Below are 25643 nucleotides of genomic sequence, written 5' to 3' on the forward strand. Positions count from 1 at the left end.
ACGGCGTCGGCTCCAACTGCGGCACCTGCGAGACCAGCCTGCGGCTCATCGGCTGGCCGGGCGGGCGTGGCGTGCGCCGCCCCGGGCGGGCTGAACCGGAGCCGGCCCGGGGCGGCACGGCTCAGGCGACCGTCACCGGGTGGGCGACGACCGCGTCGAACAGGTACCCGAGGGTGTTGAACGGTGTCACGTCCGGCTGGCCGGCGCCCGTCGCGTCGACGGCCCTGGCCCGCAGCGTGTACGCGCCGGGGGCCGGGGGCCGCCAGCGGTAGCTCCACTGCTGCCACGGGCCGCCGCGCCGGCCGGTCGGGGTCGCGGGGTGCCAGGACGCGCCGCCGTCGGTGCTGACCTCGACCCGGCGGATGGGGCCGTTGCCGGACCAGGACCGGCCGTGCAGCACGTGGGTGCGGCCGCCGGTCAGGGTGCCCTGCCAGGGCAGCTCGAACGCGCTCTTGACCACCTGCCGGCTGAGCAGCTCGCCGTCGGCCGGGTAGCCGGGGCCGAAGAGCCGGTAGAACTGGGTGTTCCACGGCGAGAACAGCGGGCCGGTGGACACCTCGATCCGGCCGAGCCACTTGATGGCGGCGATGCCGATCCAGCCGGGCACCACCACCCGCACCGGGAAGCCGTGGTCGGGCGGGAGGGGTTCGCCGTTCATCTCGTACGCCAGCAGCACGTCCCGCATCGCCTTGGCGACCGGCAGGGGGCGGCGCACCCGGCCGAGGTTGACTCCGCCGGTGACCCACTCGTCGTCGAGCCCCTCGGGCAGCACGTCGACCGCGTCCGGGCGGATGCCGGCGCGGCGCAGCACGGTGGACAGCCGCACCCCGCGCCAGCGGGCGACGCCGACCGCGCCGAGCTTCCAGGCGGTGCCGCTGACCGTCTGGCCCTGCTGGGACGTGAAGAAGCTGCGGCCGTTGCCGGTGCACTCGATCGCGGCGTCGTACGTGTCGCTGGGCAGCCGGCGCAGGTCCTGCAGCGACAGCTCGACGGGTCCGTGCCGCAGGCCGCTGCCGAACAGCTGCAGCCGCCAGGTCGCGGGGTCGATGGCCGGTGTCCTGGTGTGGTTGCGCACGAAGAACCGGTCGGCGGGCGTGTAGTACCCCTGGCCGGCCATCGCCTCCCAGCGCGTCTCGGCGTTCGTGCCGTACGTGTAGAACAGCTCCGGCGGCAGCGGCTTGCGGATCGGCCCGGTGGGCTCGGCGGCGGCCCCGGCAACGGCGGCGGGGTCCGCGGCGGCAGGGGCGGCTGCGGGGTTCGCGGCGCCAGGGTTTCCGGCGGCAGGGTTTGCGGCGGCGGGAGTGGCGGCGACGCCGGCCAGCGGCACGGCGGCGGCCGCGGCGGTGCCGAGGCGCAGCAGGTGCCTGCGGGACAGGCCGCGCGCGTCGGCCTCACCCGCCAGCCACTGCCGCATCCGCAGCGCGTCGTATTCGTGCTCGTCGGTGCGGTCGATCGACATACCCATAAACTCTATAGATTTAGGCGGTAATCGCAAGCGCCACCAGCGTCGGGGTGTCCCCCTCAGGCAACGGTACGCCGCGCCGCCGTACGATCGGCCGGCATGTCGACCGTACGGCGCGCCGAGGCGTTCATCGTGCTGGCCGCGGGCCGGGCCGTCGAAGGGTTCGAGCTGCGCCTGGCCGCGCGCACGCTGGTGGCCGGCTGGGGCGGCGACCTCGCGCGGCTGCTCGAGGCGACCGCCGGCGTCATGGCGCTGCGCGCCGAGGCGGACGGCACCGGCCCGGCGACCGGACGGTACCCGCAGCTGGGGTACCTCCTCGCGGTCGAGCGCGCCCTCGCCGCCCGGGGCGTCGGGGTGCTGTGCCGGGAGGTCGGCGCGGCGGCGCTGGACCTGCACGGCCGGCTGGTGCTGGACCTGGCCCGGGCCGTCGGCGCGCACCCGGCGACGCACGGCGTCGCCGTCGAGTGGGGCACCGCCCGCGGCTGGTCCACGGTGATCGAGCCGCCCGGCGGGGTGCTGCCGCCCGGCGGGCAGCGGGTCTGGCACTGGTTCGACGGGCTGCTGCCCGACCCGGACGCGGTCGCCGCCCGCGTCGTGCGGCACCTCGACGGCGACCTGGCCCTGCCCGCCCGGCGGTCGTGGCGGTGCGACGGCGCGCGGCTGCTCGCCGAACTCGGCGAGCACCGGGTGCCGGCGGACGTGCCGACCGTGCCGACCGTGTGCCGCTCCGACCCTGACTGGCGGCCGGCGGCGTTCCGGCGGCGACTGCTGTGCTACGAGCCGCCGCCGGTGCCCACCGTCGGCGCCGAGGTGCACCTGCCCGGGTCGCCGGGCGACCGCCGCCAAGTCGTCGCCGTGCTGCCGGTCCGCCCCGGCGAGGTGGACCTGTTCCGGGTACGCCTCGCCGGGCACGACTTCGAGGTCGGCTGGGACGGGCTCTGGCCGTACCTGTCGACGGGCTGAACCTGTCGACGGGCTGAACCTGTCGACGGGCTGGCGCCGACGTCCCGACCGCCACCATGACGACGACGAGCCCGCCCACGGCCGACGGGCACGTCGGCCACGCGGCAGGCCCGCGGGTCACCGGCGCTTCGTGAGGCCGTCGCCGCCGCCTGCCGCTACGGTCATAGGTATGACCACGTACTCGGGACCTGCGACGCTCATCCTCACCAACGGGGCACGGGTCACCGGCATGGCGTCGCTGGGCCTCAACCGCCGCGGCGCACCCGGCAGCTGGAGCGGTACATTCCGGCCGAACGAGGTCAACGACGACATCCGGGCCGCCGGTGACGGGCTGCACCTGGAGTTGCCGTATGACCAGGTCGGGAAGGTCGCCGTCACCAATGTCCGGCGGCTGCTCGCGACCCAGGTGCTCATGACCTTGAACGGGACGGGGCCCGCCCCGTTCTGATCCTTTCCGTCCTTTTCGCCCGCCTTTCCGGACACGGTCTGTCGCTGCGGCGGCGCCCCGGTCTACGCCGGGCCGGTGACGACGCCGTGCTCCCAGGCCCACGCGGCGATCTCGACCCGGTTGCGCAGGCCGAGCTTCGTCTGGATGCCCGACACGTGGCTCTTGACGGTGCTCAGCGAGATGAACAGCTGCGCGGCGACCTCCAGGTTGGTGCGCCCCCTGGCGATCTCGCGGACCACCTCCAGCTCCCGGTCGGTGAGCGGGATCGCGGGCCGCGCCGCCGTCACCGGCACCGCCAGGCGGCGCAGCAGGCGGACCGTCACCGAGGGGGAGATGAGCGCGTCGCCGGCGTGCGCGGCGCGGACCGCCTCGACGAGCAGCGCCGGCCCGGCATCCTTGAGCAGGAACCCGACGGCGCCGCCGCGCAGCGCGCCGTACACGTATTCGTCGAGGTCGAACGTGGTGACCACGATGACGCGCAACGGGTCCTCGACGCCGGGTCCGGCGAGCGCGCGGGTCACCTCGAGGCCGTCGGCGCCGGGCATGCGGATGTCCACCAGCGACACGTCGGGCCGCAGGCGGCGGGCCAGCTCCAGGGCCGTGATCCCGTCGGCGGCCTCGCCGACCACGGTGATGTCGGGCTGGTCCTCGAGGATGAGCCGCAGCCCGCCGCGGACCATCGCCTGGTCGTCGGCGACCAGCACCCGGATCGTCATCGCACCCCCGCTCCCGCCGCCGGCAGCGGCAGCGTGCCGTGCACCCGCCAGCCACCGCCCGGGCCCGGCCCCGCGGACAGGGTGCCGCCGAGCGCCTCGACGCGCTCCCGCATGCCGACGATCCCGTATCCACTGTGGACGCCGGGCGGGCCGGCCTCGCCGTCGTCCGTCACCAGGACCGTCACCACACCGTCCACTTCGGACAGCGTGACGCTGACGCGGCCGGCGTGCGCGGCGTGGCGGGCCACGTTGGTCAGTGCCTCCTGCACGATCCGGTGCACCGCCGCGGTCACCTCCGCCGGCCACCGGTCCTCGTGCGGCGGCAGCTGCAGGTGTACGGCCGGCCCCACGTGCTCGAACCGCCGCACGAGGTCGGCGATCCGTTCGGGTCCGGTCGACACGGCCCGGGCACCGGCGTCGGCGCCGTCGTCGTCGCGCAGCAGCCCGACGACCCGGCGGACCGCGGCGAGGGCCTCGGCGCCGGCCGCCTCGATCCCGGCGAACGACTCCCCCGCCTTCACCGGATCCTTGCGCGCCACCAGCTGCGCCGCCTGCGCCTGCACGACGATGCCGGTGACGTGGTGGGCGACGACGTCGTGCAGCTCCCGGGCAATGGTGAGCCGCTCGTCGCGGCGGACCGCCGCCACGGCCGCGAGCCGGCGCGCGTCGAGCAGCCGCAGCGCCCCGCCGGTGAGGACGCCGCCGGCCCAGGCGAGCAGGCCGAACGTCGTCACCGCGAATGCCCCCGACGACCCTGACCGGGTGAACGTCAACCCGCCCGCGGCCACCACCACCAGCCCCGCGACGGCCACGGCCGCGACGACCCGTACCGGCGCCACCCGCGTCACCGATCCGACGAGCACCGCGAGGGCGATGGCGGTCGCCGGCCCGGGCTCGGCTGGCAGCTCCGCCACCTCGGCCGCCACCACCGCGACGGCCGCCACGCTCAGCCCGGCGACCGCCGCCCGCACCCGCCCTCTCAGGCGCATCAGCGCGGCGGCGCCGGCCAGTGTTCCGGCGAGCGCGCCGGGCAGGAAGTAGGCGCCGCCCCAGCTGGCCGCGATCGCCACCGCCGTGCCGGCCACGGCCGTGGCGAGCACCACGGCGAGCCCGATGTTTCCGACGAACCTCACGCCATCAGCGTACGAGCGGCAGGATCCGCTCGTACCGGTCAGAAGTACGGTCATCCGGGCCCGTCGCCGGACGGATGTGCGGAGCCGCCGGGCTGCCGACGATGGGGCGCATGGTCGATTCCGGTACCACAGCCGCCCTCGCCACCGAGGGCCTCACCAGACGCTACGGGCGGCGGGTCGCGCTCGCCGACTGCACGTTGCGGGTCCCGCCGGGGCGGGTCGTCGGGCTCGTCGGGCCGAACGGCGCCGGCAAGTCCACCCTGCTGCAGCTCGCCTGCGGCCTGATCGCGCCGACGTCGGGCAGCGTGCGGGTGCTCGGCGCGCGGCCCGGCACGCGGCTGGCGCGGGTCGGGTTCGTCGCGCAGGACACGCCCGTGTACGCCACCCTCAGCGTCGCGGACCACCTGCGCCTCGGCGCCCGGCTCAACCCCGCCTGGGACGCCGCGTTCGCCGCGCGGCGGGTCGAGGCGCTCGGGCTGGACCTGCGGCAGCGGGCGGGCCGGCTCTCCGGCGGGCAGCGCGCCCAGCTGGCCCTCACCGTCGCCGCCGCGAAGCGGCCCGAGCTGCTCATCCTCGACGAGCCGGTGGCCGCCCTCGACCCGCTCGCCCGTGAGGGGTTCCTGCGCACGCTGATCGAGTCGGTGACCGAGCTCGGCGCGACGGCGGTGCTGTCCTCGCACCTGCTGTCCGACGTCGAGCGGGTCTGCGACCACCTCGTCGTGCTCGCCGGCGGCCGGGTCCAGCTGGCCGGGGACGTCACCGTGCTCCTCGACGCGCACCACCGGGTGCCGTCGCCGCCGCCGGGCGCCGACGTCGTGCACGGCGCCGTCGTGCGCGGTCCCCTGCCGGCCGGCACCGGCGCCGGTCCGGTCCAGTTGGAGGAGCTCGTCCTGGCGTACCTGCACCGCGGCACCGGAAGGGGTACCCGATGACCTGGCTGGCCTGGCGGCAGCTGCGCGCGCAGCTGCTCGTGACCGGCGTCGCCCTCGCGGTGCTCGCCGCATATCTCGTGGTGCTCGGCATCGAGCTGCGCGACGGGCACCATGACGCCGTCGCGTCCTGCGGTGACGCCTGCGGCCCGGCGTTGCGCTCGTTGCAGTCGCGGTACCAGGGACGCGTGCAGCTGCTCGACGCGCTGCTGGTGGTGACGCCGGCGCTGCTGGGCATGTTCTGGGGAGCGCCGCTGGTGGCCCGGGAGCTGGAGACCGGCACCCACCGCCTGGTGTGGAACCAGAGCGTGTCCCGGCACCGCTGGCTGGCGGTGCGGCTGGCCGTGGTGTGCGCGGCCGCGGCCGCCGTCACCGGCCTGTTCAGCCTGCTGCTGACGTGGGCGGCCAGCCCGTACGACGCGATCGCCGCCGACCGTTTCACCGCCCTGCTGTTCGGCACGCGCAACGTCGTGCCGGTCGCGTACACCTGCTGCGCGGTCGTGCTCGGCGCCCTCATGGGGCTGGTCCTGCGCCGGACCGTGCCGGCGATGGCGCTGACCGCGCTGCTGTTCGCCGCCGTCCAGATCGCCGTGCCGACCGCCGTCCGGCCGCACCTCGTCGCGCCCGTGCACGGCTCGCAGGCCATGACGGCGGACACCATCCGCAACCTCAGCTTCCTCGGCGACCAGGCGGACGTCGAGGGGCTCCGCGCGCCGGACATCTGGGTCGTGTCGAACAGCCGGCTGCTGACCGCCGACGGCCGCACCGTCGACCTCGACCGGTACCACGGCTGCCTGTCCGGCCAGTTCGACGCGATGGCGCAGTGCCTGGCCGCGCTGGACCTGCACGTGGACGTCGCGTACCAGCCGGGCGAGCGCTACTGGCGCTTCCAGTGGCTGGAGTCGCTGCTGTTCCTCGGGGCGGGGCTCGCGCTCGCCGGCCTGGCCATGTGGCGGATCAGGGCCGCGTAGCGGCGGCGGCTTTGGCGGCGGCGGCGCTTGACTTCGGCGGCTCTTGGCGGCGGCGGCGCTTGACTTCGGCGGCTCTTGGCGGCGGCGGCGCTTGATGGAGGCGGCGCTTGACGGCGGGGGCGGCGCCGTCCGCCGGGGTCGTAGGCTGGCCGGGTGGACGGCGCACGGGTGGACGCGTATCTCGACCGCATCGGCGTGCCCCGGCCGGCCGCCGCCGACCTCGCCGCCCTGCGCGCGCTGCAGCGGGCGCACCTGGCCACGGTGCCGTTCGAGAACCTCAGCGTCCAACTGGGCGAGCCGATCGTGCTGGAGCCGGCCGCGCTGGTGGCGAAGGTCGTCGACCGGCGGCGCGGCGGCTTCTGCTACGAGCTCAACGGCGCCTTCGCGGCGCTGCTGACCGCCCTCGGCTACGACGTGACCCTGCACTCGTGCCGGGTGTGGACGGGCCGGCGCTTCGGCGTACCGCTGGACCACATGGCGGTGCGGGTCCGACTGCCGGACGCGCCGTACCTGGTCGACGTCGGGTTCGGCAAGTTCGCGCACCACCCGCTCCGTCTGGACGTCACCGACCCGCAGCCGGATCCCGGCGGCGTCTACGAGGTGCTCCCCGACGGCCCCGACCTGGCGGTCCGCGGCGACGGCGGGTGGGAGTACCTGCTCGACCAGCGCCCGTACGAGCTGCTGGACTTCGAGCCGCTGTGCTGGTGGCACCGCACGTCGCCGGCGTCTCACTTCACCCGGAAGCTGACCTGCTCGATCCTGGCCGGCGACGGCCGGTTCACGGTCAGCGGCCGGACCCTCATCACCACGACCGGCGCCGGGCGCACCGAACGGGTCCTCGACGACGCGGAGTTCCTGGCCGTGTACCGCGACACGTTCGGCATCACTCTCGACGCGGTACCCGCGGCCGCCGGAAAGGACTGAAGCCCGGCCCGGCGCTGCGGGCTGGTTTGCGGGTGCCGGCCTGCGCGCGAGCGCGGTCCGGCGCAGCAGGAGCAGGGCGGTCACGCCGGCGGCGAGGTAGAACCCGGCCTGCACGTCGAGCAGCGGCATGACCCCGATCCGGTCGGCGAGCAGGCCGGCGCCGCTGCTGCCGTCGTAGCTCGCGCCGAAGACCCCGAAGACCCGGCCCCGGTCTCCTGCTGCAGGAGGCTGACCAGCCCGGCGAGCATGGCGATGCCGGGGCGCCGACGGCGATGAACAGCCCGACGTACACCGGCAGCGCCGAGGTCACCGCCGGGCCGTTCCACACCGCGGCCGACAGCAGCCCGAACACCCCCGCTCCGGCGGCGATCAGCGTCGCCGGCCCCGGGGTCCGCCGCGCCGTGGCCAGCAGCAGGCCGAGCCCGATCGCGCCGATCGCCTGGACGCCGCGCAGCAGGCCCGTCTTCGCCGCGCCGCCGCCGAGCGGCGAGCCGGCCGAGGTTCTGGTTGAGCCCGACCAGCGAGTTGGCCGCCACCAGCTGCTCTTTCGGGACCAGGGTCGGCAGCAGCGCGTTCTTCGCCGGGCCGAGCACGGTGAGCATGGCCGCCTCGACGGCGATCACCACGTACAGGACAGGCAGGTCACCGCGGTCGCGCACGAGCAGCAGCGGCAGCGGCGCACCGCCTGGACGGCCGTGATCGCGACGAGCAGCCGGCGGCGATCGAACCCGTCGGCGAGGTGCCCGGCGAGCCGGAGCCGCCGGAAGTCACGCTGCGCCGGCGGTCCGCTCGTCACGGGGCGAGTCCTTCCTCGGCGGCTTCGCTGCTTTCGGCGGCGGCTTCTTCAGTGGTGTCTCTCTCCTCGGGGTGTTGCGCTCTTCGGGGGTGTCGCTCGCCTCGGGGGTGTCGCTCACCTCGGGGGTGTCGCTCGCCTCGGGGGTGTCGGTCAGCGGGAAGCTGTGGAAGCCGAAGTGCACGGCCTCGCCGCCGTCCGGGGCGTCCTCGCGGGTGGCGGCGATGTACGGTCGGATCAGCGCGTCGATCCGGTCGCCGAGCTCGCGCAGCTCGGCGGGCGTGAGCCGCAGCGTGTAGAGGCCGTACTGCTCGGCGTCGCGCCACCGCTCGGGGGACCGGTCGCGGCGGGCCAGCCGCTCGCGGACGAGCCGCTGGTCGCGCTGGACGGCGAGTGCGGCGACCACCGCCTGCCGCCCGTCCGGCGAGCCGGGGTCGGCGTCGCGCGGCACCGAGAACCCCGTCACCAGTGCCCGCCACGGCCGCTCCCGCCCGTCGGTGGAGTCGCCGGGCGCGACCAGGCCGGCTTTGGCCAGGGTGCGCAGGTGGTAGCTGCAGTTGGACGGGGTGTCGCCGACCGCTCGGGCGCACTGCGAGGCCGTGGCCAGCCCTACGGACAGCAGGTGGCTGAGCAACTCGTACCGCACCGGATGGGCCAGGAGCCGCAGCACCTCTGGTTCGGTGATCGTCCGTCGCGCCTCACGCCCCATGCCCGTACTCCTCTCTGAAAGTCTCTTTCAGGATGCCGCAGTGGCGACGGTCTTTTCAAAGTTGCCGCCGCTCGATGAGGACAAAAGCTGTCCGCATCCCTCGGCATGCTGATGGCAGCGGGCAGGACGCCCGCAGCCGACGCTGAGGAGTTTCATCTGATGGGCAACGAGATCACGCCGTTCCGGATCCACGTCGACCAGGCCGACCTGGACGACCTGCGCCGCCGCCTCGCCGGGGTCCGCTGGCCCGCGCAGGTGCCGGGCGCCGGCTGGAGCCGCGGCGTGCCGGTCGAGCACCTCAGGGACCTGGTCGAGCGCTGGACCACAACGTTCGACTGGCGCGCCGTCGAGGAGCAGATCAACCAGCACCCCCAGTACACCACCTGCATCGACGGCCAGGAGATCCACTTCCTGCACGTCCGCTCGCCGCACGAGGGCGCGCTGCCGTTGCTGCTGGCGCACGGGTGGCCCGGTTCTTTCACCGAGTTCCTGCAGGTCATCGAGCCGCTGACAAACCCCGCGGACCCCGCCGACGCGTTCGACCTGGTGATCCCGTCGCACCCCAACTTCGGCTTCACCGGACCCGCCGACGCCGGCTGGGACACCCGGCGCATCGCGACCGCGTACGCCGAGCTCATGGCCCGCCTCGGCTACGACCGCTACGGCGCGCAGGGCGGCGACTTCGGCGCGTTCATCGCCCCCGACCTCGGCCGGGTCGCCCCCGACCACGTCGTCGGCGTGCACGTCAACGCCGCCACGGCCGGGTTCATCCCGTTCGGCGACCTGCCCGAGGGCACCGTCCTCACCGACGCCGAGCAGGTCCGCCTCGAGCGGATGCAGCGGTTCCTCACCGACGGCAACGGCTACTTCCAGATCCAGGCCAGCCGCCCGCACACGCTCGGCTTCGCGCTCGCCGACTCCCCCGTCGGCCAGCTCGCCTGGATCGGCGAGAAGTTCCACGACTGGGCCCACCCGGCCGGCTCCATCGAGGCCGACCACGTGCTGACGCACGCCACCCTGTACTGGCTCACCAACACCGGCTCGTCCTCGGCGCAGATGTACTACGAGTCCATGCACACCCATAACTGGCCCACCCCGTCCACAGTGCCGACCGGCGTGGCAAACTTCGCCGAGGACATCGCGATCCGCCAGTTCGCCGAGCCGCTCAACACCATCACCCACTGGGCCGAGTACGACCGCGGCGGCCACTTCGCCGCCCTCGAGGTCCCCGACCTGTTCGTCAACGAGGTCCGCACGTTCTTCCGCACCGTTCGCTGACCCCTTTCTGCCACGCTTGTCCCCGCTCCCTGCGCACGTTCGCTGACCTCGGCGTGCCGGTGCCGCTGTTCTTGGGCGAGCGCCGGTACGCCGGGGGCACCACCTGCGTGCTCTGCGCCCGGCACGGCCAGTGCCGCTCAACGCCATCGCCGTCACCTGCCTCTCCCGCGACGGCCAGACCCAGGTCAGGCAACGGCCGCGGTGGACCGACACCTGCCACTGGTGCGCCGCCCTGGTCACCCCTGCCCGCCTCGGCCGCCCCATTGCTCACCCTCGACCTGGCCGTCCATCGCGGGGGTGTGTCGCCTGCCTGCGAGCGGGCCGCTGGACGCAGACCCGCACCACCGAGGCCGGCACGGTCGGCGGGGGCGGCGCGGCCGGTGTGGTCGGCGCAGCGGGCACGGCCAACGCAGCCAGCACGGTCGGCGGGGCGGCGCAGCGGGCACGGTCAACGCAGCTGGCACGGCCTTTCCCCGGAGGGCGCCGTCGTCGAGCTGAGCCGGACCCGGCGCTACGCAACCTTCCAGGGGCGAGCGCTGGCTACTCTGCCGCGGCACCCCGATGCTGCACCTTGGCGAGTGGACCCGGCCCGACTTCGAAGCCGCCCGCCCGGCACCAGCTTCGAACTGTTTACGGAGATCGTCACAGACCTCCACCCAGACCTCGTGGAAGACGCCTGGATTCACGGCCTGGCGGCGCCCGCCGGCGAGCCCGACCTGCGGGTGTATGTCTTCCGCTGCCAGCGCTGCGCCATTCTGCGCACCCACAGCGACTGCTGACGCCCGCGACCACCACCTCGACAGGACACACACGGACCTTGATCGTCCACAGAGGATGGACAACAGATGCGGCCGGCAAGCGCGCAGGTCTGCTGGGCCGGCCGCGGCTCCGACATATGGTCCGCAGGTTTGGTGGCACCGCTGCGGGCCGCGAGTCATGACTATCGAGAGAGGCCGACCTCGATCTGCGCGCGGCAGGCAGGCTGCCGCAGTCCCGTGCGGCAGGCGAGCTACCGCAACCTCCTGTGCCAGGCGAGCTACCGCAATCCTTCGCGGCAGGCGGACTCCCGCAGCCCCTTGCGGCGCTGCGCCGACGCGGTTCCACGCTCTCCGGCGCCGCCGCGACTGCTTCAAATGGTGGCGACTCCGAGCGCTGAATGCTCTGTGGCGGATGCAGACCAGCAGGCTGAGCAGAACCATGCCGGGTCGTCACCGCGGCGGCAGGAACAGTGGCAGGAGCGGCAGGAGCCGGGACGGTGGACGCGGGTGTCGCCTCCGTGGCCGCCGCGCTCCACGGCGCTGCTCCGCTGGTAGCGACGGGCACCTCGGCATCCGCCGCAACCCGTGCGGCCGCACCAACCCGCACATCAACGTCCGTCGCAGCCCGAGCCCCAGCACCAGCCCGCACCTCGGCACCAGCACCAGCACCAGCCCGCACCTCGGCGGCCGTCGCGGCCCGAGCCCGAGCAGCAGCACCAGCACCAGCACCAGCACCAGCACCAACCCGCACATCAACGTCCGTCGCAGCCCGAGCCCCAGCACCAGCCCGCACCTCGGCACCAGCACCAGCCCGCACCTCGGCGGCCGTCGCGGCCCGAGCCCGAGCCCGAGCACCAGCACCAGCACCAGCACCAGCACCAGCACCAGCACCAGCACCAGCACCAGCCTGCACCTCAGCATCCGTCGCAGCCCGCGCCTCGGCGCACGGCTCCACCCGCGCGGCAGCGTCCGCCGCGGCCAGCAGCTTGGCAGTCCGCAGCCGTGCCAGCTTCGTCGCGTGCCGCGCGGCCAATCCGTGGCGGCGGGCCTCGGCGAACTCCGCCCGGGCCCGCGCCTTCTCCTCGCGCTGCCGCTGTCGCTCGGCTCGGGCCGCCGCGAACCGCGCGTCCCAATCGATCTCATCGAACGACGCCACCGAACCTGAACCCGGTGCATCCAAAGAAAAGTATGGTCGTGGCACGTGCCGCCTCCCCCGTAGGCGCTGCCCTTCATTTTCGAGGCTGCACAAACCCACGTCCAGCACCATCACTCGAAGCATCCGCACCATCACACCGCGTCGAATCAGGCGGTCAGCGCGAGCACTCAACGCCAGGCGGCCGTATCGTCAAGGTGGCCGCGACGGCCACGTCCTGCAAAGGGGCGAGGACGTCGGTCGTCGACGGCCCGACGGTGGCGGTCGCGGTGGTGACGGCGACGACCAGGCCGGCGGTTGCCAGGGCGCGTCCGGGCAGGTCCCACCACGGCCAGGTTGACGCCGTGGTTGTCTCTTGCGCCGGTACGGGTGGGAGCGCGCGAAGCGCGAGACCGGCGAACGGGAGGACGTCGAGCCGGGCGAGGCCCAGGTCGAAGGCGAGTGTCGCGAGCCGCGTCGCGGCCAGCGAGGCGGGCCAGCCGGTCCCGCGGGAGCACCCGGCGGACACGATCGTGAACGTCGCGAGAGAGGCCAGGCCGAGCAGGCACACGGAAGCGGCGCGGATGCCGAAGCTGGAGCCCTGGTCGATGCAGGTGATGAACAGGATCGGGCCGGTAACGATCGGCAACGCAACGAGGGTGCCGCCGACCGCGGCGCGCCAGCGGCGGCGCGCCAGGAAGGAGCCGACGACGAGAAGCAGGGCCAGCACCAGCTTCGGCAGCAGCGTCACCGCCGAGGCACACGGCCACCGCGCAAGCGCACGGCCACCGCGCAAGCGCACGGCCACCGCGCAAGCGCACGGCCACCGCCGAAGCGCACGGCCACCGCGCAAGCGCACGGCCACCGCGCAAGCGCACGGCCACCGCGCAAGCGCACGGCCACCGCCGAAGCGCAGGGCCACCGCCCAAGCGCACGACCACTACGCAAGCCCACGGCCGCTGCGGGAAACGCACGACCACCGCCGAAGCGCACGGCCACCGCCGAAGCGCACGGCCACCGCCGAAGCGCAGGGCCACCGCCCAAGCGCACGACCACTACGCAAGCCCACGGCCGCCGCGGGAAACGCACGACCACCGCCGAAGCGCACGGCCACCACAGGAAGCGCACGGCCACGGAGTCCGGAGTCCGTGACCGGACAGCGAACGCGTTACACGGCCGTCAAAGGCCGGCGCCCGGCAGCATGGACTGTGCTGCGGCTCGCGTGCCGGCGGCGTCGGCGTAGCGGGACTGCGCGGTCAGCACGAGGGTGTGGTGTTCGCCGTGTGGGAGCAGGAAGTGGGCCTGCCACCAGGGCTCGCCCTCGTGCTGGTAGCCGACCTCGACGACCTCGGCGCCGGCTGTGCTGCCCCGCTGCAGGACCGTCTGGCCGGGTGCGACGAGTGCGTCCGGGCCGGCGACCACCGCCGGACCCTGCGGGAAGATCAGCTGCTCGTCAGGCCCGTGCAGGTAGAACGGAGTGCCGTCGTGTGGGTCTGACGGTGACTCGAGGGCGTAGCCTGCCGGCCAGGCCATCGCGAACTGCGACGTCTCGATCAGCCAGTACGGGTGGGTGGGCCCGTCGGCGATGTCGACGACGCCGGGGTGGCTGGTGGGCGTGGCCGGGTCGACCAGCGCCTGCTGCCGTCCGTGCGTGACCAGGACGGCGCCGGGCGCGGTGAGGTCGCGTTCGAAACCGAACGGCCAGTGCGGCGTCAGCACCAGGCCGTACCCCGCCAGACGGGCAAGGACGTGGGCCACCGCCACCACTACCCTTCCTGCTCGACCTCGACCTGGGTGTTCCAGTCGCGCTTGGAGGCCTGCCAGCCGTCCTCGTCGTGGCCGAGGCGCCAGTACCCGGAGATGGACAGCCGGTCGAGCGGGATGCGGCGGTCCAGGCGCAGGTACCGGCGCAGCTCCTTGACGAACCCGGCCTCGCCGTGGACGAAGACGTGCACGTCGTCGCCGTGCCAGGGGGCGGTGGTGACGGCCTCGACGAGGGCCTCGCCGTGCGGGCGGCCGGCGCGGCGCACCCAGGTCACGCCGGGGATCTTCTGCTCCTCGGTGGCGTCGGCGACCTCGACGAACGCCTCGACCGTCGCGCCCTCGGGGACGTGCTCCAGGGACGCGGCGATCGCCGGCAGGGCGCTCTCGTCGCCGGCGAGGAGGTGCCAGGCGGCGGCTGGGTCGGGTGCGTACTTGCCGCCGGGGCCGCCGAAGACGATCTCGTCGCCGGGGCGGGCCGCGATCGCCCACTGCGCGGCGAGGCCGCTGTCGCCGTGGATGACGAAGTCCAGGGTGACCTCGCGGGTCGCCGGATCCCAGTCGCGCACCGTGTACGTGCGGGTCACCGGCCACTGCTCGCGGGGCAGCTCGGCCCGGATCGCGGCGAGGTCGAACGGGCGCGGGTACACGACGCCGGCGGGCGGGAACATCAGCTTCACGTAGTGGTCGGTGTACTGTCCGGCGTCGAACCTGGCGAGACCCTCGCCGCCCAGCACCACGCGGTGCATGTTCGGGGTGATCCGCTCGGTGCGTACCACCCGGCCGGTGTGTGCCTGCGGTGCCCGCCGCTCGGGCTGCTGTGCCATCACCCGTCAACCGTATACGCCGCCATCACCCGACAACCGTGTGCGCCGACGTCACCCGGCCACCGTCTGCGCCGACCTCACCCGGCCACCGCGACGGCGTGGGCGACCGCGGCGCGGGGGCTGCTGAGCACGGGCAGGTCCCGCAGGAGATCAGCGGCCGGCGCCATGCTGGCCTGGGCGAGGACCACCACGTCGACGCCCGCGGCGACGGCTCTGACGTGTTCGGCGATCCGGCGTACGTAGCCGTCGTGGTCCCCAGACTCGAACAGCGGCCACGCGTCAAGGCACGGCGCCTCGACCAGGTCGACGGTGGCACCGGCGGCATCGGCGCACTCGCGCAGCAGCGCCGTGGTCGGCGCCAGGGTCGAGGCGAGCGCCGCCACCACCGCGACCCGGCCGCCCACACCCCCGCCGCCCCCACCCGCGCCGCCACCGTCCGCACCGGCGCCGCCGCCCGCGCCGCCCCCGCCGGCGGCAGCGGCAGCGGTAGCAGCGGCAGCAGCAGCAGCAGCGGCAGCAGCAGCAGCGGCAGCGACGGCGGCCTGCGCCATCGGCCGGTCCACCCGCAGCACCGGCACCGCGGCGTCGAGGGTCTCGGCGTGGCCGCTGAGCGTGGAGCAGGTGCACACGACCACCTGCGCGCCGGCGGCGGCGAGGGCCTGGACGTGCGCCGCGAGACGCTCCCGGACGGCGTCACCGACCCCGTGGGCCCGGGCGTCGGCGAGCAGGGTCTCATCGACGGCGTGCAGGCCGGCGGCGCCGGGTGCCAGGTCGGCGAGCAGGTCGCGGAACGTCGCCACGTGCACCTCGGCCGTGTGCAGGAACCCGATGATCGGCACGCCCCCCAGCATCGCACGGTTGATGTCAAGCTAGGACGAGCGGAGCCGCCGGGGTCATGCCCGTCCCCGGCGACTCCGTCCGGCGATCGAAGCGCCCGACAGCCGGGGTCAGGTGACCCGGCTCCGGAGCCACCAGAACGACAGCAGGGTCAGCAGCACGGCGACCGCGAGCAGCACCCCCGCCTCGACCAGTTGCAGGGGCCAGAAGTGCCGCAGCGGGTGGTACACCACGGACTGCTGCAGACCGGCGGCGGCCACGGCCTTCTCGCACTCCTTCGGCGTGTCCGCGGCCCGGGTGCACGGGGTCGGGTCGTCCAGCCGCTCGAACGGCGTGCCGTCGGGCCTGACCGTCTCGTTCGTCAGGATCCAGGCACCCGGTTCCTCGAAGTTGCCGATGACCCGGACGGTCCCGTCGGAGCGCATCCCCATCGAGGAGAGGTTGCCCATGTCGAGGGCGGCGGTCGTGTGTACCGGCGGCACGAGCTGCTGCCGGACGGCGAACGGCAGCGCCAGCTGGACCGCGACGACCACGGCCGCGGTGACCGCCATCGCCGGCACGGTGCGGCGCAGCAGCAGCCCGGCGGTGGTCCCGACGGCGAGGGCGAACAGCGCGGTGGCGACCGGCACCAGGCCGCGCGTGCCGAAGTTGACCGGCAGCAACCGGTCCAGCGCCGCGGCGTCGATCGGCGAGGCCCACCAGCCGTAGCCGGCGGTGGTCACGCCGGCGACGACGGCCGTGGCGAGCGCGACGGTGCCGAGCCGGACGGCGAGCCACCGGGTGCGGGTGATGCTCTGGTTCCAGACCAGCCGGTGCGTGCCGGTCTCCAGCTCGCGGGCGACGAGCGGCGCGCCCCAGAACACCCCCACGACGACGGGCAGCGCGAACAGTGCGGCGCTGCCGGCCTGGTACAGGTACGCCTGGTAGCCCTCCTTGAGGTCGGCGAGGAACAGCTCGGTGGAGCCGCTCACCCGGCGCAGGTCGGTGATCTGCGCGGCGGTCACCGCGAACGCCACCAGCAGGACCGCGACCACCGCGGCGAGGGGCCGGAACTGGCCACGGAACTGCCGCCATGCCATCCACGTCATCGTTGCGGCTCCAGGACTCGGGGGCGGCCGGCGGCCTCGGTCAGGTACGCGAGGACGACGTCCTCCAGGCTCAACGGCTCGACGACCCACGCCGGGTCGTCGATGGGGGCGGTGCTGCGCACGATGAGCGTCGACTGCTTCGCGGTGTGCCCGGCGTGCACGAGCTCCTGCCCGCCGGGCAGGGCGGCCGGGTCGCAGCGGGCGCCGGTGAGCCGGTGGTGGCTGCCCAGGAGGTCCTCGACGTCACCGGCGACCTGGACCCGGCCGGCGGTGAGGACGACCAGGTGGTCGCAGACCCGTTCGAGGTCGGCGACGAGGTGCGAGGAGAGGATGACGCTCGCCTCCTGCTCGGCGACGAACTCCATGAGGCTCTGCAGGAACTCACGCCGGGCGAGGGGGTCGAGGCTGGCCACCGGCTCGTCGAGGATGAGCAGCTGGGGCCGTTTCGCCACGGCGAGGGTCAGGGCGAGCTGGGCGCGCTGGCCGCCGGAGAGCTTCCCGGCCCGCTGCGCCGGGTCCAGGCCGAGCGCGGCGATGCGGCGCTCGGCGACGCCGGCGTCCCAGCCGGGGTTGAGGCGGGCACCGAGCGTGAGGTGCTCGGCGACGCTGAGCCCGGCGTACGTCGGGGTGTCCTGCGCCACGAACCCCACCTTGGCGACCTGGGCGGGTCCCGAGTTCGGCCGGCCGCCGAGGACCTCGATGGTGCCGGACGTCGGGCCGAGCAGCCCGCAGGCCAGCTGCAGCAGGGTGGACTTGCCGGCGCCGTTGGGGCCGACGAGACCGACGACGCGTCCGGAGGGGATGCTCAGGGTGCAGTCGGTCAGCGCCCTGCGCCGGCCGTAGTCCTTGGTGAGGCGGTCGGTCCGCAGCACCGCCGTCATGCCCGGTCCCCGACCGGCTCGCGGAACGTGCTGACGAACAGCGCCTCGATGCTCTCCTCGTCCAGCCCGGCGCCGCGGGCGTCGGCGAGCCAGCGGCGCAGGTCCGCGCGCAGCGGCTCGTGCGCGGCGAGGGTGTCGTCGCTGAGCGTCCGGGTGACGAACGTGCCGATGCCCGGCCGGGCCTGCACCAGGCCCTCGTACTCCAGCTCGCGGTAGGCCTTGAGCACGGTGTTCGGGTTGATCGCCACGCGCGCGACGACCTCCTTCACCGTCGGCAGGCGGTCGCCCTCGACGAGCACCCCGAGCCGCATGGCCTGGCGCACCTGCTGGATCAGCTGCATGTACGGCGAGACCCCCGAGCGGGTGTCCAGATGGAACTCGATCATCGCCACCTCACTTAAACTAGTCTCCTAGCACAATAGCTAATTCCAGCAAGCCGTCAAGCGTGTACGGTCAGCCCGCACTGCATAGACCGGCGCGAAAGGGACGTGGCATGGGGTACGGCGTGATGGCCTACCGGGTCGACATCGACAGGCTCCGCACGCTGTGCGGCAGCGGCGACAACCAGGCGCGCCGGGCGATCTGCGGCCGGTTCCGCGCCGACATCGCCCGGCTCAACGAGGACCTTGACTGCTCCAACGACCGCGGCGCGCCGTCGGTCTTCACCGCGATCGAGCACCTCGTCATGGGCGGTGACAAGACGCTGCCCGGGCACCTGTACGGCTACGGCTTCAAGTACATGGTCGAGTTCTCCGGCCGGTTCCTGGACAACGGGCCGTTCTACCCGTGCCCGTCGTCATACCTGGAGAGCACCGTCGACCCGGCGCTGCGGGCGACCGGCGCCGCGATCAGCATGACGGACCTCATCTTCCGCGGCGCGCCGGTTGACTTCCCGTCGCCGGACGACTTCCCCTCCATCGGGTACTGGACGGCCGGCGAGGTCGCCGCCGCGGCCGGGCCGCTGCAGACGGGCACGACCGAGGAGGTGCGCACGGTCGCCGCCTGGGCCGCCTCGGCCGCCGCCGAGGACAAGGGCGTGGTGGGCTTCTACCACTGACCCGCGGCGGGATACTGGTCGACGGTGGCCGATGCGTTGAGTGCCCGGCTGGCGGCCCGGCTGGCCCGCGGGTACGGCCCGGCCGTCCACGAGGCCCTGGACGTCCTCGACGCCGTCCATCGCCACCGCCTCGCCCCCGGGGGTTCTAAGGACAGCTGGATGGTAGGGACAGCCACACCATCGCGGCTGAGGGTGGCGGGACGCCGGATCCGGGGGGCGACGGCATCGTGCCGGGCACCCCACGCTCGGCAGGCTGAGGGCATCATCAGCCCTCGATCGTGGAGTCCACCATGACCGGTCCGCAGCCCCTCCGATGGCACCGCCCGCTGCTGTGGTTCGCGGCGGTGATGGGCCTGCTCGCGCTCGTCGCCGCCGCCGGTGTCTTCGTCGACGACCGCCTCGTCGTCGGCAGCCCCGCCTGGCTCAAGCCGTTCAAGTTCGCCGTTTCCATGGGGGTGTACGCGGTGACCCTCGCCTGGCTGCTGCGCGCAACCCGGCGCGGGCGGCGGACCGGCTGGTGGGCGGGCACCGTCGTGACGCTCGCCGCGGCCATGGAGATGGTCCTCATCGTGCTGCAGGCGGTGCGCGGCCGGGCCAGTCACTTCAACCAGGGCACGCCGTTCGACGAGGCCGTCTGGTCCCTGATGGGCAACATGGTCGTGGTGCTGTGGACGGCGAGCCTCGTCGTGGCGGTCGTCGTCGCCTTCCAGCGCGGCGGCGACCCGGTGCTCAAGTCGGCCGCCCGGCTCGGGTTCACGCTGTCGCTGGCCGGGATGCTGGTCGCGTTCCTCATGACGATGCCCACCGGCGAGCAGCAGGCCGCCCTCGACCGCGGCGAGACCGTCGGCATGGTCGGCGCGCACAGCGTCGGCGTCGTCGACGGCGGCCCGGCGATGCCGGTGACCGGCTGGTCGACCACCGGCGGCGACCTGCGCGTCGCGCACTTCGTCGGCATCCATGCGCTGCAGGCGCTGCCGCTGCTGGCGTTGCTGCTCGCCGGGGCCGCCCGGCGCCGCCCGGACGGGCCGTTCGGCGCGCCGCGGGCCGCCCGCGGGCTCGTGCGGGCCGCGGCACTCGGGTACGGCGGCCTGATCGCCCTGCTGACCTGGCAGGCGCTGCGCGGCCAGCCGCTGCTGGAGCCGGACGCCCGGACCCTGCTCGCGGCCGGCCTGCTCGCGGTGACCGTCGCGGGCGCCGCCGGCCTCGCCGTGCGGCCGCGCAACCGGGCACCGATCGCGCCGGAGCCCGTGCCGGCCGCGGCTATCGTCGGACCGTGACGATCGACGACCTTGAACTGGCCATCGCCGCCGCCGAAGCCGGCGCGGCGGTGGTCCGTTCGCACTTCGGCACCCACCTGGACCGCTTCGCGAAGGGCGGCGGCGACTTCGCGACCGTCGCCGACATCGAGGCGGAGCGGGCGATCCTCGACGTGCTGCGCGCGGCCCGCCCCGGCGACGCCGTGCACGGCGAGGAGAGCGGCCGCAGCGGCGGCGGGGACCGCACGTGGCTGGTCGACCCGCTGTGCGGCACGCTCAACTACGCCGCCGGCGCGATGCTCGTCGCCGTCAACGTCGCGCTGCGCACCCCGGCGGGCACCGCCGTGGCCGTGTCCGCCGACCCGTTCGCGCGGGAGGTGTTCTGGGCGGCGGCCGGCGGTCCCGCCCACGTCCGCGACCGCCACGGGCAGGCGGTGCTCGTACCGGCGCCGCAGTCGGCACTGGTCGACGTGAACCTGGACCCGCCGTTCCCGAACGGTCCCGCCTTCCACCCGGCGCGGCTGCTCGCCGACCCGGCGTTCGGCGAGCGGTTCCGGCCGCGGGTCGTGTCCACCACGCTCGCCGTCGCCTGGGTCGCCGCGGGCCGCCGCGCCGCGTACGTGACCGACGGCGACCTGCGCGGCAGCGTGCACTTCACGCCGGGGATCGCGCTGTGCGAGGCGGCCGGCTGCGTGGTGACCGGGCTGCGCGGCCAGCCGCTGCACACCGGCGCCGGCGGGCTGCTCGTCGCCGCCGACGCGCCGACCCACGCGGCGCTGCTCGAGATCATCGAGCGGCAGTTCCGGCACTGACCGGCTCGCCCGGCCCCGGTCGCCCGGCTGGGCGGCGGCCGGGCCGCCACCAGTTCGCGGCGCCGAGCAGCGACATGACGGCGGGCAGCAGCAGGCCGCGCACCACCGTGACGTCCAGCAGCACGGCGACGGTCATGCCGACGCCGATCTCCTTGACCGCGACCAGGTCGCCGAGGGCGAAGCCGAGGAACACGATGCCGACCGCGAGGGCGGCGGTGGTGACGACCGGCCCGGTGGCGGTGATGCCGGCGAGCACGGCCCGGTCGTTGGCCGCGCGGTCCTGCGCCGTGCGGCGGTCCCACTCCTCCTTGATCCGGGCGAGCAGGAACACCTCGTAGTCCATCGACAGCCCGAAGATGAACACGAACAGCAACAGCGGGGTGGTGAGGTCCAGCGCGCCCCACGGCTGGAAGCCCAGCAGCGCCGCGCCCCAGCCCCACTGGAAGACGGCGACGAGCACGCCGAGCGTGGCCAGCAGCGTCAGGACGTTCATGCACAGCGCCTTCACCGGTACCACCAGCGAGCCGGTCAGCACGAACAGCAGGATCGTGGTGGTCACGACGATGACCGCCACCGCGACCGGCAGCCGGGACGCCACCGACGCCCGTGCGTCGATCAGCTCCGCGGCCGGGCCGGCGACCAGGACCGGCACCGGCGTGTCCAGGTCGCGCAGCTGCCGCACCAGGCGCTGCGCCGGCGCGCCGTCGGCGGGGCCGGCCGGGCGCAGGTCCACGACGGTGACGTCCGGCGGCAGGCCGCTGCGCAGGTCGAGCTCGGCCTCGCCGGTCAGCTCGCGGATCCGGGTGAGCAGCTGCGCCGCCGCCGGGTCGCCGGCGCTCGCCTCGATCAGGACGGTGACCGGCTGCGTGGTCCATTTGGCGAAGTCGCGCTCGACGGCCTCGTACGCGAGCCGCTCCTCACTGCCGGAGGGCAGCGACCGGGCGTCGGAGTTGGCGAGGGTGACCCCGAGCAGCGGCAGACTCAGCACGACCAGTCCGGCGGTCACGGCGAGGGCCACCAGCACCGGCCGGCGCTGCGCGGACCCCGCCAGCCGCGCCAGCACGCCGCCTCCTCGGCGGGGTTGTCGTCGGGCCGTGTTCGGCGCCGGGATCCGTCGATGGGCCAGCGCGATCAGCGCCGGTACCAGCGTCAGACCGGCGAGCGTGGCCAGGCAGACGACCAGGGCGCCGCCGAGCGCCATCGCGGCCAGCAGCGGCTCGGCGAAGGCGAACAGCCCGGCCAGGGCCGCGCCGACGGCGAGGCCGGACACGAGCACGGCCCGGCCGGCCGTGGCGACGGTCCGCGCCAGCAGGTCCGGCACCGCGGCCCTGCGGTCGGCGGCGCGCTCCTCGCGGAAGCGGGTGAGGATCAGCAGGCTGTAGTCGACGGCGAGCCCCAGCCCGAGCAGCGTGACAACGTTGACCGCGTACTCGCTGACCGGCACGGCGGCGGCGAGCCCGGTGAGCGCCAGCAGCGTCGCGGCGACCGTCGCGAGGGCGGTGACCAGCGGCAGGCCGCCCGCGAGCAGGCCGCCGAGCACGACGGCGAGGACGCCGCAGAGCACGACCAGCGCGACGCCCTCGCCGATGGCGGCGTCCTTGACGGCCTGCTCGCCGAACGTGCGCTCGGCGAGCAGCTCACCGCCGACGAGGACCGTCGGCGCGTCGATGCGGTGCAGCGCGGCCGCGACCCGGTCGGCGACGGCGAGGGCCTCGGCGTCGCTCAGCTCCGGGCGCAGCTCGACGGTGACCAGCGAGCTGCGGTTGTCGGCCGAGACCTGCCCGGAGCCCGCCGTGTAGGCGTCGGTGACCTTGGCGACGCCGGGGATCGCGCGGATGTCGAACATGACCCGGCTGGCGTCGTCGACGAGCGCGGTGGCGTTGAAGTCGCGGCCGGAGATCACCGCCACGACGCGCTCGCCCTCCGGGGCGAGCCGGTCGATGCGTGCCTGCGCGACCGCGGACTCCGCGTCGGGGCGCAGGCTGTCCACCGACCGGGTGCGGTCGTAGACGGTGCCGCCGAACACCGCGCCCGCGAGGGCGATCACGACCCAACCGGCGAGGACGAGCATCCGGTGGCTGGCGGTCCACCGGCCGAGCAGTGCGAGCACCGCAGCCTCCTCGGGCCGCCGCCGACCTGGCCGCCGCCCCGCGTCATCCAACATCGACGACGGCCTCTTCCGCAACAGGCCGGGGTCGCGGCCCGCGACACAACTCCTTACACTGTATGGTATGACTGAGGTACAGCCCAACGAGACCACGGTGCCGCTGCTCGGCTGCGTCGCGCCGGAGGAGACCCTCGCCTTCTGGCGCGCGCTCGGCTTCGCCGTGACGTACGAGCAGACCAGGCCCTACCTGTACCTGGCGTTCCGGTGGAGCGGCTTCGACCTGCACTACTCCCGTGCCGCCCCCGGCGTCGACCCCGCGCAGGAGCAGACCGGCGGCTGCCTGGTCATGGTCGACGCCGTCGCGCCGTACCACGCGGCGTTCACCGCGGCGATGCGCGCCGCGTACGGCAAGGTGCTCGTCAAGGGACTACCCCGGATCACCCGCTTCCGCCCCGGCGCCTCCCGCTTCACGGTCATGGACCCGTCCGGCAACTCGGTCATCTTCATCCAGCGCGACGAGCCCGGCGACGTCGAGTACGGCGGATCCAAACGCCTCCAGGGCCTGGCCAAGGTGCTGGACAACGCCCGCATCCTGCGCGAGTTCAAGCAGGACGACCTGGCCGCCTTCCGCGCCCTGAACTCCGGTCTGCGCCGCCACGGCGACACCGCCCCGCCGCTGGCGCAGGCGACCGCGCTGGCCCAGCTCATCGAGCTGGCCACGGTCCTCGACGAGCCGGAGCGGGTCCCCGCCTGGGGCGAGCGGCTCCAGCGCCTCACCCTCACCGCCGAGGAGCGCCAGCAGGTCGAGGCCGCCGTCACCGACCCGGCCCTGCTCACCCCGTGGCTGCCGGCCGATCCCCGGACGCGCGGGTGACTCAGGTCAGGCGGTCGATGACCAGTTCGTGGATCGCCTCGAGGACGTCGACCTCGCACTCGGAGTGCGCGGTCACCGTCACGGCGGCGCGGGCGGCCGGGCAGATGACCGCGTACTGGCCGTAGCGGCCGTCCATGCGGTACATGCCGGACCGGTCGAGCCAGACGCCGAGCCCGTAGCCGTACGTGAACCGCTCGCCCTCGGTGATGGCGCTGGTGTCGGCGGGGTCGGCGGTCATCCGGCGCAGGTACCCGGCGGGCAGCAGCCGGCGGTCCTCCCACAGCCCGTCCTGCAGCAGCAGCCGCGCGAAGCGGGCCAGCTCGTGGGTGCGCAGGAACAGGTCGCCGGCTCGAGCAGCTGCGCGAGGCGACCGGCGCGCACGAGCTGGCCGTCACCACCATCACCCACGACCACGCCGACCGGGTGCGCTCCTACGAACTGCTCGCGCAGGAGTGGACCCGCCGCGGCCACTGGCAGCGGGAGCAGGCATGACCGTCACCGGCGGCACGAACCGGCCGGATGGCGTCGCTTGACAGGTGGCCACGCGCGGCCGTGATGATGGCGCCGTGATAGCCGCGTTCACCGTCGCCGTCGTGCACGTGCGCCCCGGCGCCCCCGCCGAACGCTTCGAGAACGGCCGCCCGGCCGGCGTATGAACTGGGACGCCGTGTACGGCTGCGACGGCACGTCGGGGCACGTGCCGGCCCTCCTGCGCGCCCTGGCCGGGCCGGACCCGGCACCGCGGGCGTACCGGGAGCTGTTCGGCCACCTGTACCACCAGGGCACCCGCTGGCAGGCCTCCGCCGTGGTGGTGCCGTTCCTGGTCGACCTCGTCGACGACCCGGCGACCCCGGACCGGGCGGCCCTGGTCCGCATGCTCGCCGCCGTGGCCGTCGGCGACCACCGCGACGACCGGCTGCCGTTCGACGTCGACGCCGCGTACCCGGACGCCGGTGCCATCACCGACGAGCAGGTCCGGCAGCTGAACCTGTTCCTCGCCGGCGACTGGCCGGACGACGACCCCGCCGACGCGTTCTTCTGGGACCGGTCGGGCCCGGACCGGTGGGCGCGTGAGGCGAACCTGGCGCTGGCCGCCCGCGCGGCGACCGTCACCGGCTGGGTGCTCGACGCGGACGCCGAGGTGGCCGCGCTCGCCGCGGCGCTGCTGGCCTGGCTCCCGCCGGCCCCGGACGCGGTCGCCGCGCTGCTGGCGGCCCCGGCCGGCCCGGCGCGGGCGAGCGCGAACCTGACCCTCGCGCACCTGCCGGTCGACGGCGAGGCGGTCGACGCGCGGCTCCGCTCGCTGCTGGGCGCGCCGGACGGGCAGGTGGCGCTGACTGCGGCGGTCGCGCTGGCGTACCGGCACGGCCCGGCCACCCCGGAGCCGGCGCTGACCATGCTCGCCGAGGCCGCCGACCACGACCGCCCGCTGCCCGCCGACGTGCCGGGTTGGGACTCCCGCGCGCTGCGTGGTTTCGTGGCGATCGCGCTGGCCCGCATCGGCTGGTGACGCCGCCGCCCCCGGCCGCCGGCCACCGGTCGGCGCGGCGGCCGGCGCGGGGACGGCGGCCAGCGCGGGGGACGGCGGGTGCCACGACCGGTCGTCACGCGGGGCGGGTGGCCTTGCCGTCCAGCCAGAGCGTGTCGCTGGCGTCGCGGTGCGTACCGGTACTGCCGACGTGCTTCGACGGGACCGTCGGGCCGTGCTTGATGACGTGCACCAGGGCCATGGCGTGCCCGCGGCCGAGGTCGAAGTCCGCCTTCAGCCAGTCCACGATCGTGCCCGCCTTCACCGCCGGGGCGTCGTAGCCCCGCTCGGCCGCCAGCGCGAGCAGCTCCCGCGGGGTCTTGCCGGTCTTGGTCTCGATGGTGTCGAGGTACGCCTGGAACGACATGTCCGATCCTCCCGCCACCGGCACGCCCATCG

General features: G+C 74.5%; 28 protein-coding genes. 11 read left to right on the forward strand and 17 right to left on the reverse strand.

Annotated features, from left to right (window positions below; genetic code table 11):
* Window positions 1-121: 121 nt before the first annotated feature.
* Window positions 122-1459, reverse strand: a complete 1338-nt coding sequence (locus tag AB0H83_RS09460) for a sulfite oxidase (protein ID WP_360089590.1) — start codon at window positions 1457-1459, stop codon at window positions 122-124.
* 102 nt (window positions 1460-1561) lie between these two features.
* Here AB0H83_RS09460 and AB0H83_RS09465 point away from each other — a divergent pair, with 102 nt between their 5' ends.
* Together AB0H83_RS09465 and AB0H83_RS09470 are read left to right on the forward strand one after the other, a co-directional pair.
* A complete protein-coding gene (locus AB0H83_RS09465; protein ID WP_360089593.1) occupies window positions 1562-2425 on the forward strand; it encodes a hypothetical protein in 864 nt (287 codons plus the stop codon).
* A gap of 169 nt (window positions 2426-2594) precedes the next feature.
* A complete protein-coding gene (locus tag AB0H83_RS09470) occupies window positions 2595-2873 on the forward strand; it encodes a hypothetical protein (RefSeq protein WP_360089596.1) in 279 nt (92 codons plus the stop codon).
* Window positions 2874-2935: 62 nt separating this feature from the next.
* Here AB0H83_RS09470 and AB0H83_RS09475 read toward each other — a convergent pair whose 3' ends face one another.
* Entirely contained in the window at window positions 2936-3589 is a 654-nt protein-coding gene (locus AB0H83_RS09475; RefSeq protein WP_360089599.1) for a response regulator transcription factor, read from the reverse strand.
* Window positions 3586-4722: a histidine kinase gene (locus AB0H83_RS09480; RefSeq protein WP_360089602.1), complete on the reverse strand. Its 1137-nt coding sequence runs from the start codon at window positions 4720-4722 to the stop codon at window positions 3586-3588. Before AB0H83_RS09480 ends, AB0H83_RS09475 begins: the two co-directional genes overlap by 4 nt.
* A gap of 110 nt (window positions 4723-4832) precedes the next feature.
* Here AB0H83_RS09480 and AB0H83_RS09485 point away from each other — a divergent pair, with 110 nt between their 5' ends.
* The 3 genes from AB0H83_RS09485 to AB0H83_RS09495 all read left to right on the forward strand — a co-directional run bounded on the left by AB0H83_RS09485 (window position 4833) and on the right by AB0H83_RS09495 (window position 7546).
* On the forward strand, window positions 4833-5654 hold the full coding sequence (locus tag AB0H83_RS09485; protein ID WP_360089605.1) for an ABC transporter ATP-binding protein: 822 nt from the start codon (window positions 4833-4835) through the stop codon (window positions 5652-5654).
* Window positions 5651-6622 carry a transmembrane transport protein gene (locus AB0H83_RS09490; protein ID WP_360089608.1) on the forward strand — a complete coding sequence of 324 codons (972 nt, stop codon included), beginning with the start codon at window positions 5651-5653 and terminating at the stop codon, window positions 6620-6622. The genes AB0H83_RS09485 and AB0H83_RS09490 overlap by 4 nt, the downstream gene beginning before the upstream one ends.
* A 153-nt stretch (window positions 6623-6775) precedes the next feature.
* Window positions 6776-7546, forward strand: coding sequence for an arylamine N-acetyltransferase (locus AB0H83_RS09495; protein ID WP_360089611.1), 771 nt, complete (start codon window positions 6776-6778; stop codon window positions 7544-7546).
* Window positions 7547-7626: 80 nt separating this feature from the next.
* Here the strand turns inward: AB0H83_RS09495 and AB0H83_RS09500 are convergent, their stop codons facing one another.
* Genes AB0H83_RS09500 through AB0H83_RS09510 form a run of 3 tightly spaced genes read right to left on the reverse strand, consistent with a single transcriptional unit; the run spans window position 7627 to window position 9048 of the window.
* Window positions 7627-8169 carry a hypothetical protein gene (locus tag AB0H83_RS09500; protein ID WP_360089614.1) on the reverse strand — a complete coding sequence of 181 codons (543 nt, stop codon included), beginning with the start codon at window positions 8167-8169 and terminating at the stop codon, window positions 7627-7629.
* Window positions 8166-8342 (reverse strand): hypothetical protein, encoded by a 177-nt coding sequence (locus tag AB0H83_RS09505; RefSeq protein ID WP_360089617.1) that lies wholly within the window; start codon window positions 8340-8342, stop codon window positions 8166-8168. The genes AB0H83_RS09500 and AB0H83_RS09505 overlap by 4 nt, the downstream gene beginning before the upstream one ends.
* Window positions 8314-9048: a helix-turn-helix domain-containing protein gene (locus tag AB0H83_RS09510; RefSeq protein ID WP_360089620.1), complete on the reverse strand. Its 735-nt coding sequence runs from the start codon at window positions 9046-9048 to the stop codon at window positions 8314-8316. Before AB0H83_RS09510 ends, AB0H83_RS09505 begins: the two co-directional genes overlap by 29 nt.
* Window positions 9049-9207: 159 nt before the next feature.
* Between AB0H83_RS09510 and AB0H83_RS09515 the strand changes: the two genes are divergently transcribed.
* Window positions 9208-10326 (forward strand): epoxide hydrolase family protein, encoded by a 1119-nt coding sequence (locus AB0H83_RS09515; protein WP_360089623.1) that lies wholly within the window; start codon window positions 9208-9210, stop codon window positions 10324-10326.
* Window positions 10327-11534: 1208 nt separating this feature from the next.
* On the opposite strand, the gene AB0H83_RS09520 is transcribed toward AB0H83_RS09515, so the two are convergent.
* From AB0H83_RS09520 to AB0H83_RS09555, 8 genes are all read right to left on the reverse strand, one after another.
* Window positions 11535-12005, reverse strand: coding sequence for a hypothetical protein (locus AB0H83_RS09520; RefSeq protein ID WP_360089626.1), 471 nt, complete (start codon window positions 12003-12005; stop codon window positions 11535-11537).
* 389 nt (window positions 12006-12394) lie between these two features.
* On the reverse strand, window positions 12395-12967 hold the full coding sequence (locus AB0H83_RS09525) for a hypothetical protein (protein WP_360089629.1): 573 nt from the start codon (window positions 12965-12967) through the stop codon (window positions 12395-12397).
* A gap of 428 nt (window positions 12968-13395) precedes the next feature.
* Complete coding sequence (locus AB0H83_RS09530) at window positions 13396-13974, reverse strand: hypothetical protein (protein WP_360089632.1); 579 nt, start codon at window positions 13972-13974, stop codon at window positions 13396-13398.
* Window positions 13975-13982: 8 nt separating this feature from the next.
* Window positions 13983-14804 (reverse strand): siderophore-interacting protein, encoded by an 822-nt coding sequence (locus AB0H83_RS09535; RefSeq protein WP_360089978.1) that lies wholly within the window; start codon window positions 14802-14804, stop codon window positions 13983-13985.
* A gap of 77 nt (window positions 14805-14881) precedes the next feature.
* Window positions 14882-15643, reverse strand: a complete 762-nt coding sequence (locus tag AB0H83_RS09540) for a hypothetical protein (protein ID WP_360089635.1) — start codon at window positions 15641-15643, stop codon at window positions 14882-14884.
* Window positions 15644-15751: 108 nt separating this feature from the next.
* On the reverse strand, window positions 15752-16720 hold the full coding sequence (locus AB0H83_RS09545; protein WP_360089638.1) for a hypothetical protein: 969 nt from the start codon (window positions 16718-16720) through the stop codon (window positions 15752-15754).
* A 5-nt stretch (window positions 16721-16725) separates the two neighbouring features.
* On the reverse strand, window positions 16726-17610 hold the full coding sequence (locus tag AB0H83_RS09550) for an ABC transporter ATP-binding protein (RefSeq protein WP_360089641.1): 885 nt from the start codon (window positions 17608-17610) through the stop codon (window positions 16726-16728).
* On the reverse strand, window positions 17607-17996 hold the full coding sequence (locus AB0H83_RS09555; protein ID WP_360089643.1) for a GntR family transcriptional regulator: 390 nt from the start codon (window positions 17994-17996) through the stop codon (window positions 17607-17609). The genes AB0H83_RS09550 and AB0H83_RS09555 overlap by 4 nt, the downstream gene beginning before the upstream one ends.
* Before the next feature lie 107 nt (window positions 17997-18103).
* Here AB0H83_RS09555 and AB0H83_RS09560 point away from each other — a divergent pair, with 107 nt between their 5' ends.
* The 3 genes from AB0H83_RS09560 to AB0H83_RS09570 all read left to right on the forward strand — a co-directional run bounded on the left by AB0H83_RS09560 (window position 18104) and on the right by AB0H83_RS09570 (window position 20735).
* A complete protein-coding gene (locus AB0H83_RS09560) occupies window positions 18104-18667 on the forward strand; it encodes a hypothetical protein (RefSeq protein WP_360089646.1) in 564 nt (187 codons plus the stop codon).
* 290 nt (window positions 18668-18957) lie between these two features.
* On the forward strand, window positions 18958-19944 hold the full coding sequence (locus AB0H83_RS09565; RefSeq protein WP_360089649.1) for a hypothetical protein: 987 nt from the start codon (window positions 18958-18960) through the stop codon (window positions 19942-19944).
* Entirely contained in the window at window positions 19941-20735 is a 795-nt protein-coding gene (locus AB0H83_RS09570; RefSeq protein WP_360089652.1) for an inositol monophosphatase family protein, read from the forward strand. Before AB0H83_RS09565 ends, AB0H83_RS09570 begins: the two co-directional genes overlap by 4 nt.
* On the opposite strand, the gene AB0H83_RS09575 is transcribed toward AB0H83_RS09570, so the two are convergent.
* On the reverse strand, window positions 20710-22845 hold the full coding sequence (locus AB0H83_RS09575; protein ID WP_360089655.1) for an MMPL family transporter: 2136 nt from the start codon (window positions 22843-22845) through the stop codon (window positions 20710-20712). The genes AB0H83_RS09570 and AB0H83_RS09575 overlap by 26 nt on opposite strands.
* A gap of 121 nt (window positions 22846-22966) precedes the next feature.
* Here AB0H83_RS09575 and AB0H83_RS09580 point away from each other — a divergent pair, with 121 nt between their 5' ends.
* The gene (locus AB0H83_RS09580; protein WP_360089658.1) at window positions 22967-23716 is read left to right on the forward strand and encodes a glyoxalase; all 750 of its coding nucleotides are present in this window, start codon (window positions 22967-22969) and stop codon (window positions 23714-23716) included.
* Window position 23717: 1 nt separating this feature from the next.
* Here AB0H83_RS09580 and AB0H83_RS09585 read toward each other — a convergent pair whose 3' ends face one another.
* A complete protein-coding gene (locus AB0H83_RS09585; RefSeq protein WP_360089981.1) occupies window positions 23718-24056 on the reverse strand; it encodes a serine hydrolase in 339 nt (112 codons plus the stop codon).
* 312 nt (window positions 24057-24368) lie between these two features.
* On the opposite strand from AB0H83_RS09585, the gene AB0H83_RS09590 reads away from it, so the two are divergent.
* Window positions 24369-25226 carry a hypothetical protein gene (locus AB0H83_RS09590; RefSeq protein WP_360089661.1) on the forward strand — a complete coding sequence of 286 codons (858 nt, stop codon included), beginning with the start codon at window positions 24369-24371 and terminating at the stop codon, window positions 25224-25226.
* 94 nt (window positions 25227-25320) lie between these two features.
* Here AB0H83_RS09590 and AB0H83_RS09595 read toward each other — a convergent pair whose 3' ends face one another.
* On the reverse strand, window positions 25321-25611 hold the full coding sequence (locus AB0H83_RS09595; RefSeq protein WP_360089664.1) for a DUF4287 domain-containing protein: 291 nt from the start codon (window positions 25609-25611) through the stop codon (window positions 25321-25323).
* Window positions 25612-25643 lie beyond the last annotated feature (32 nt).

The sequence above is a fragment of the Dactylosporangium sp. NPDC050688 genome (assembly GCF_040654515.1).
Taxonomy (GTDB): Bacteria; Actinomycetota; Actinomycetes; order Mycobacteriales; family Micromonosporaceae; genus Dactylosporangium.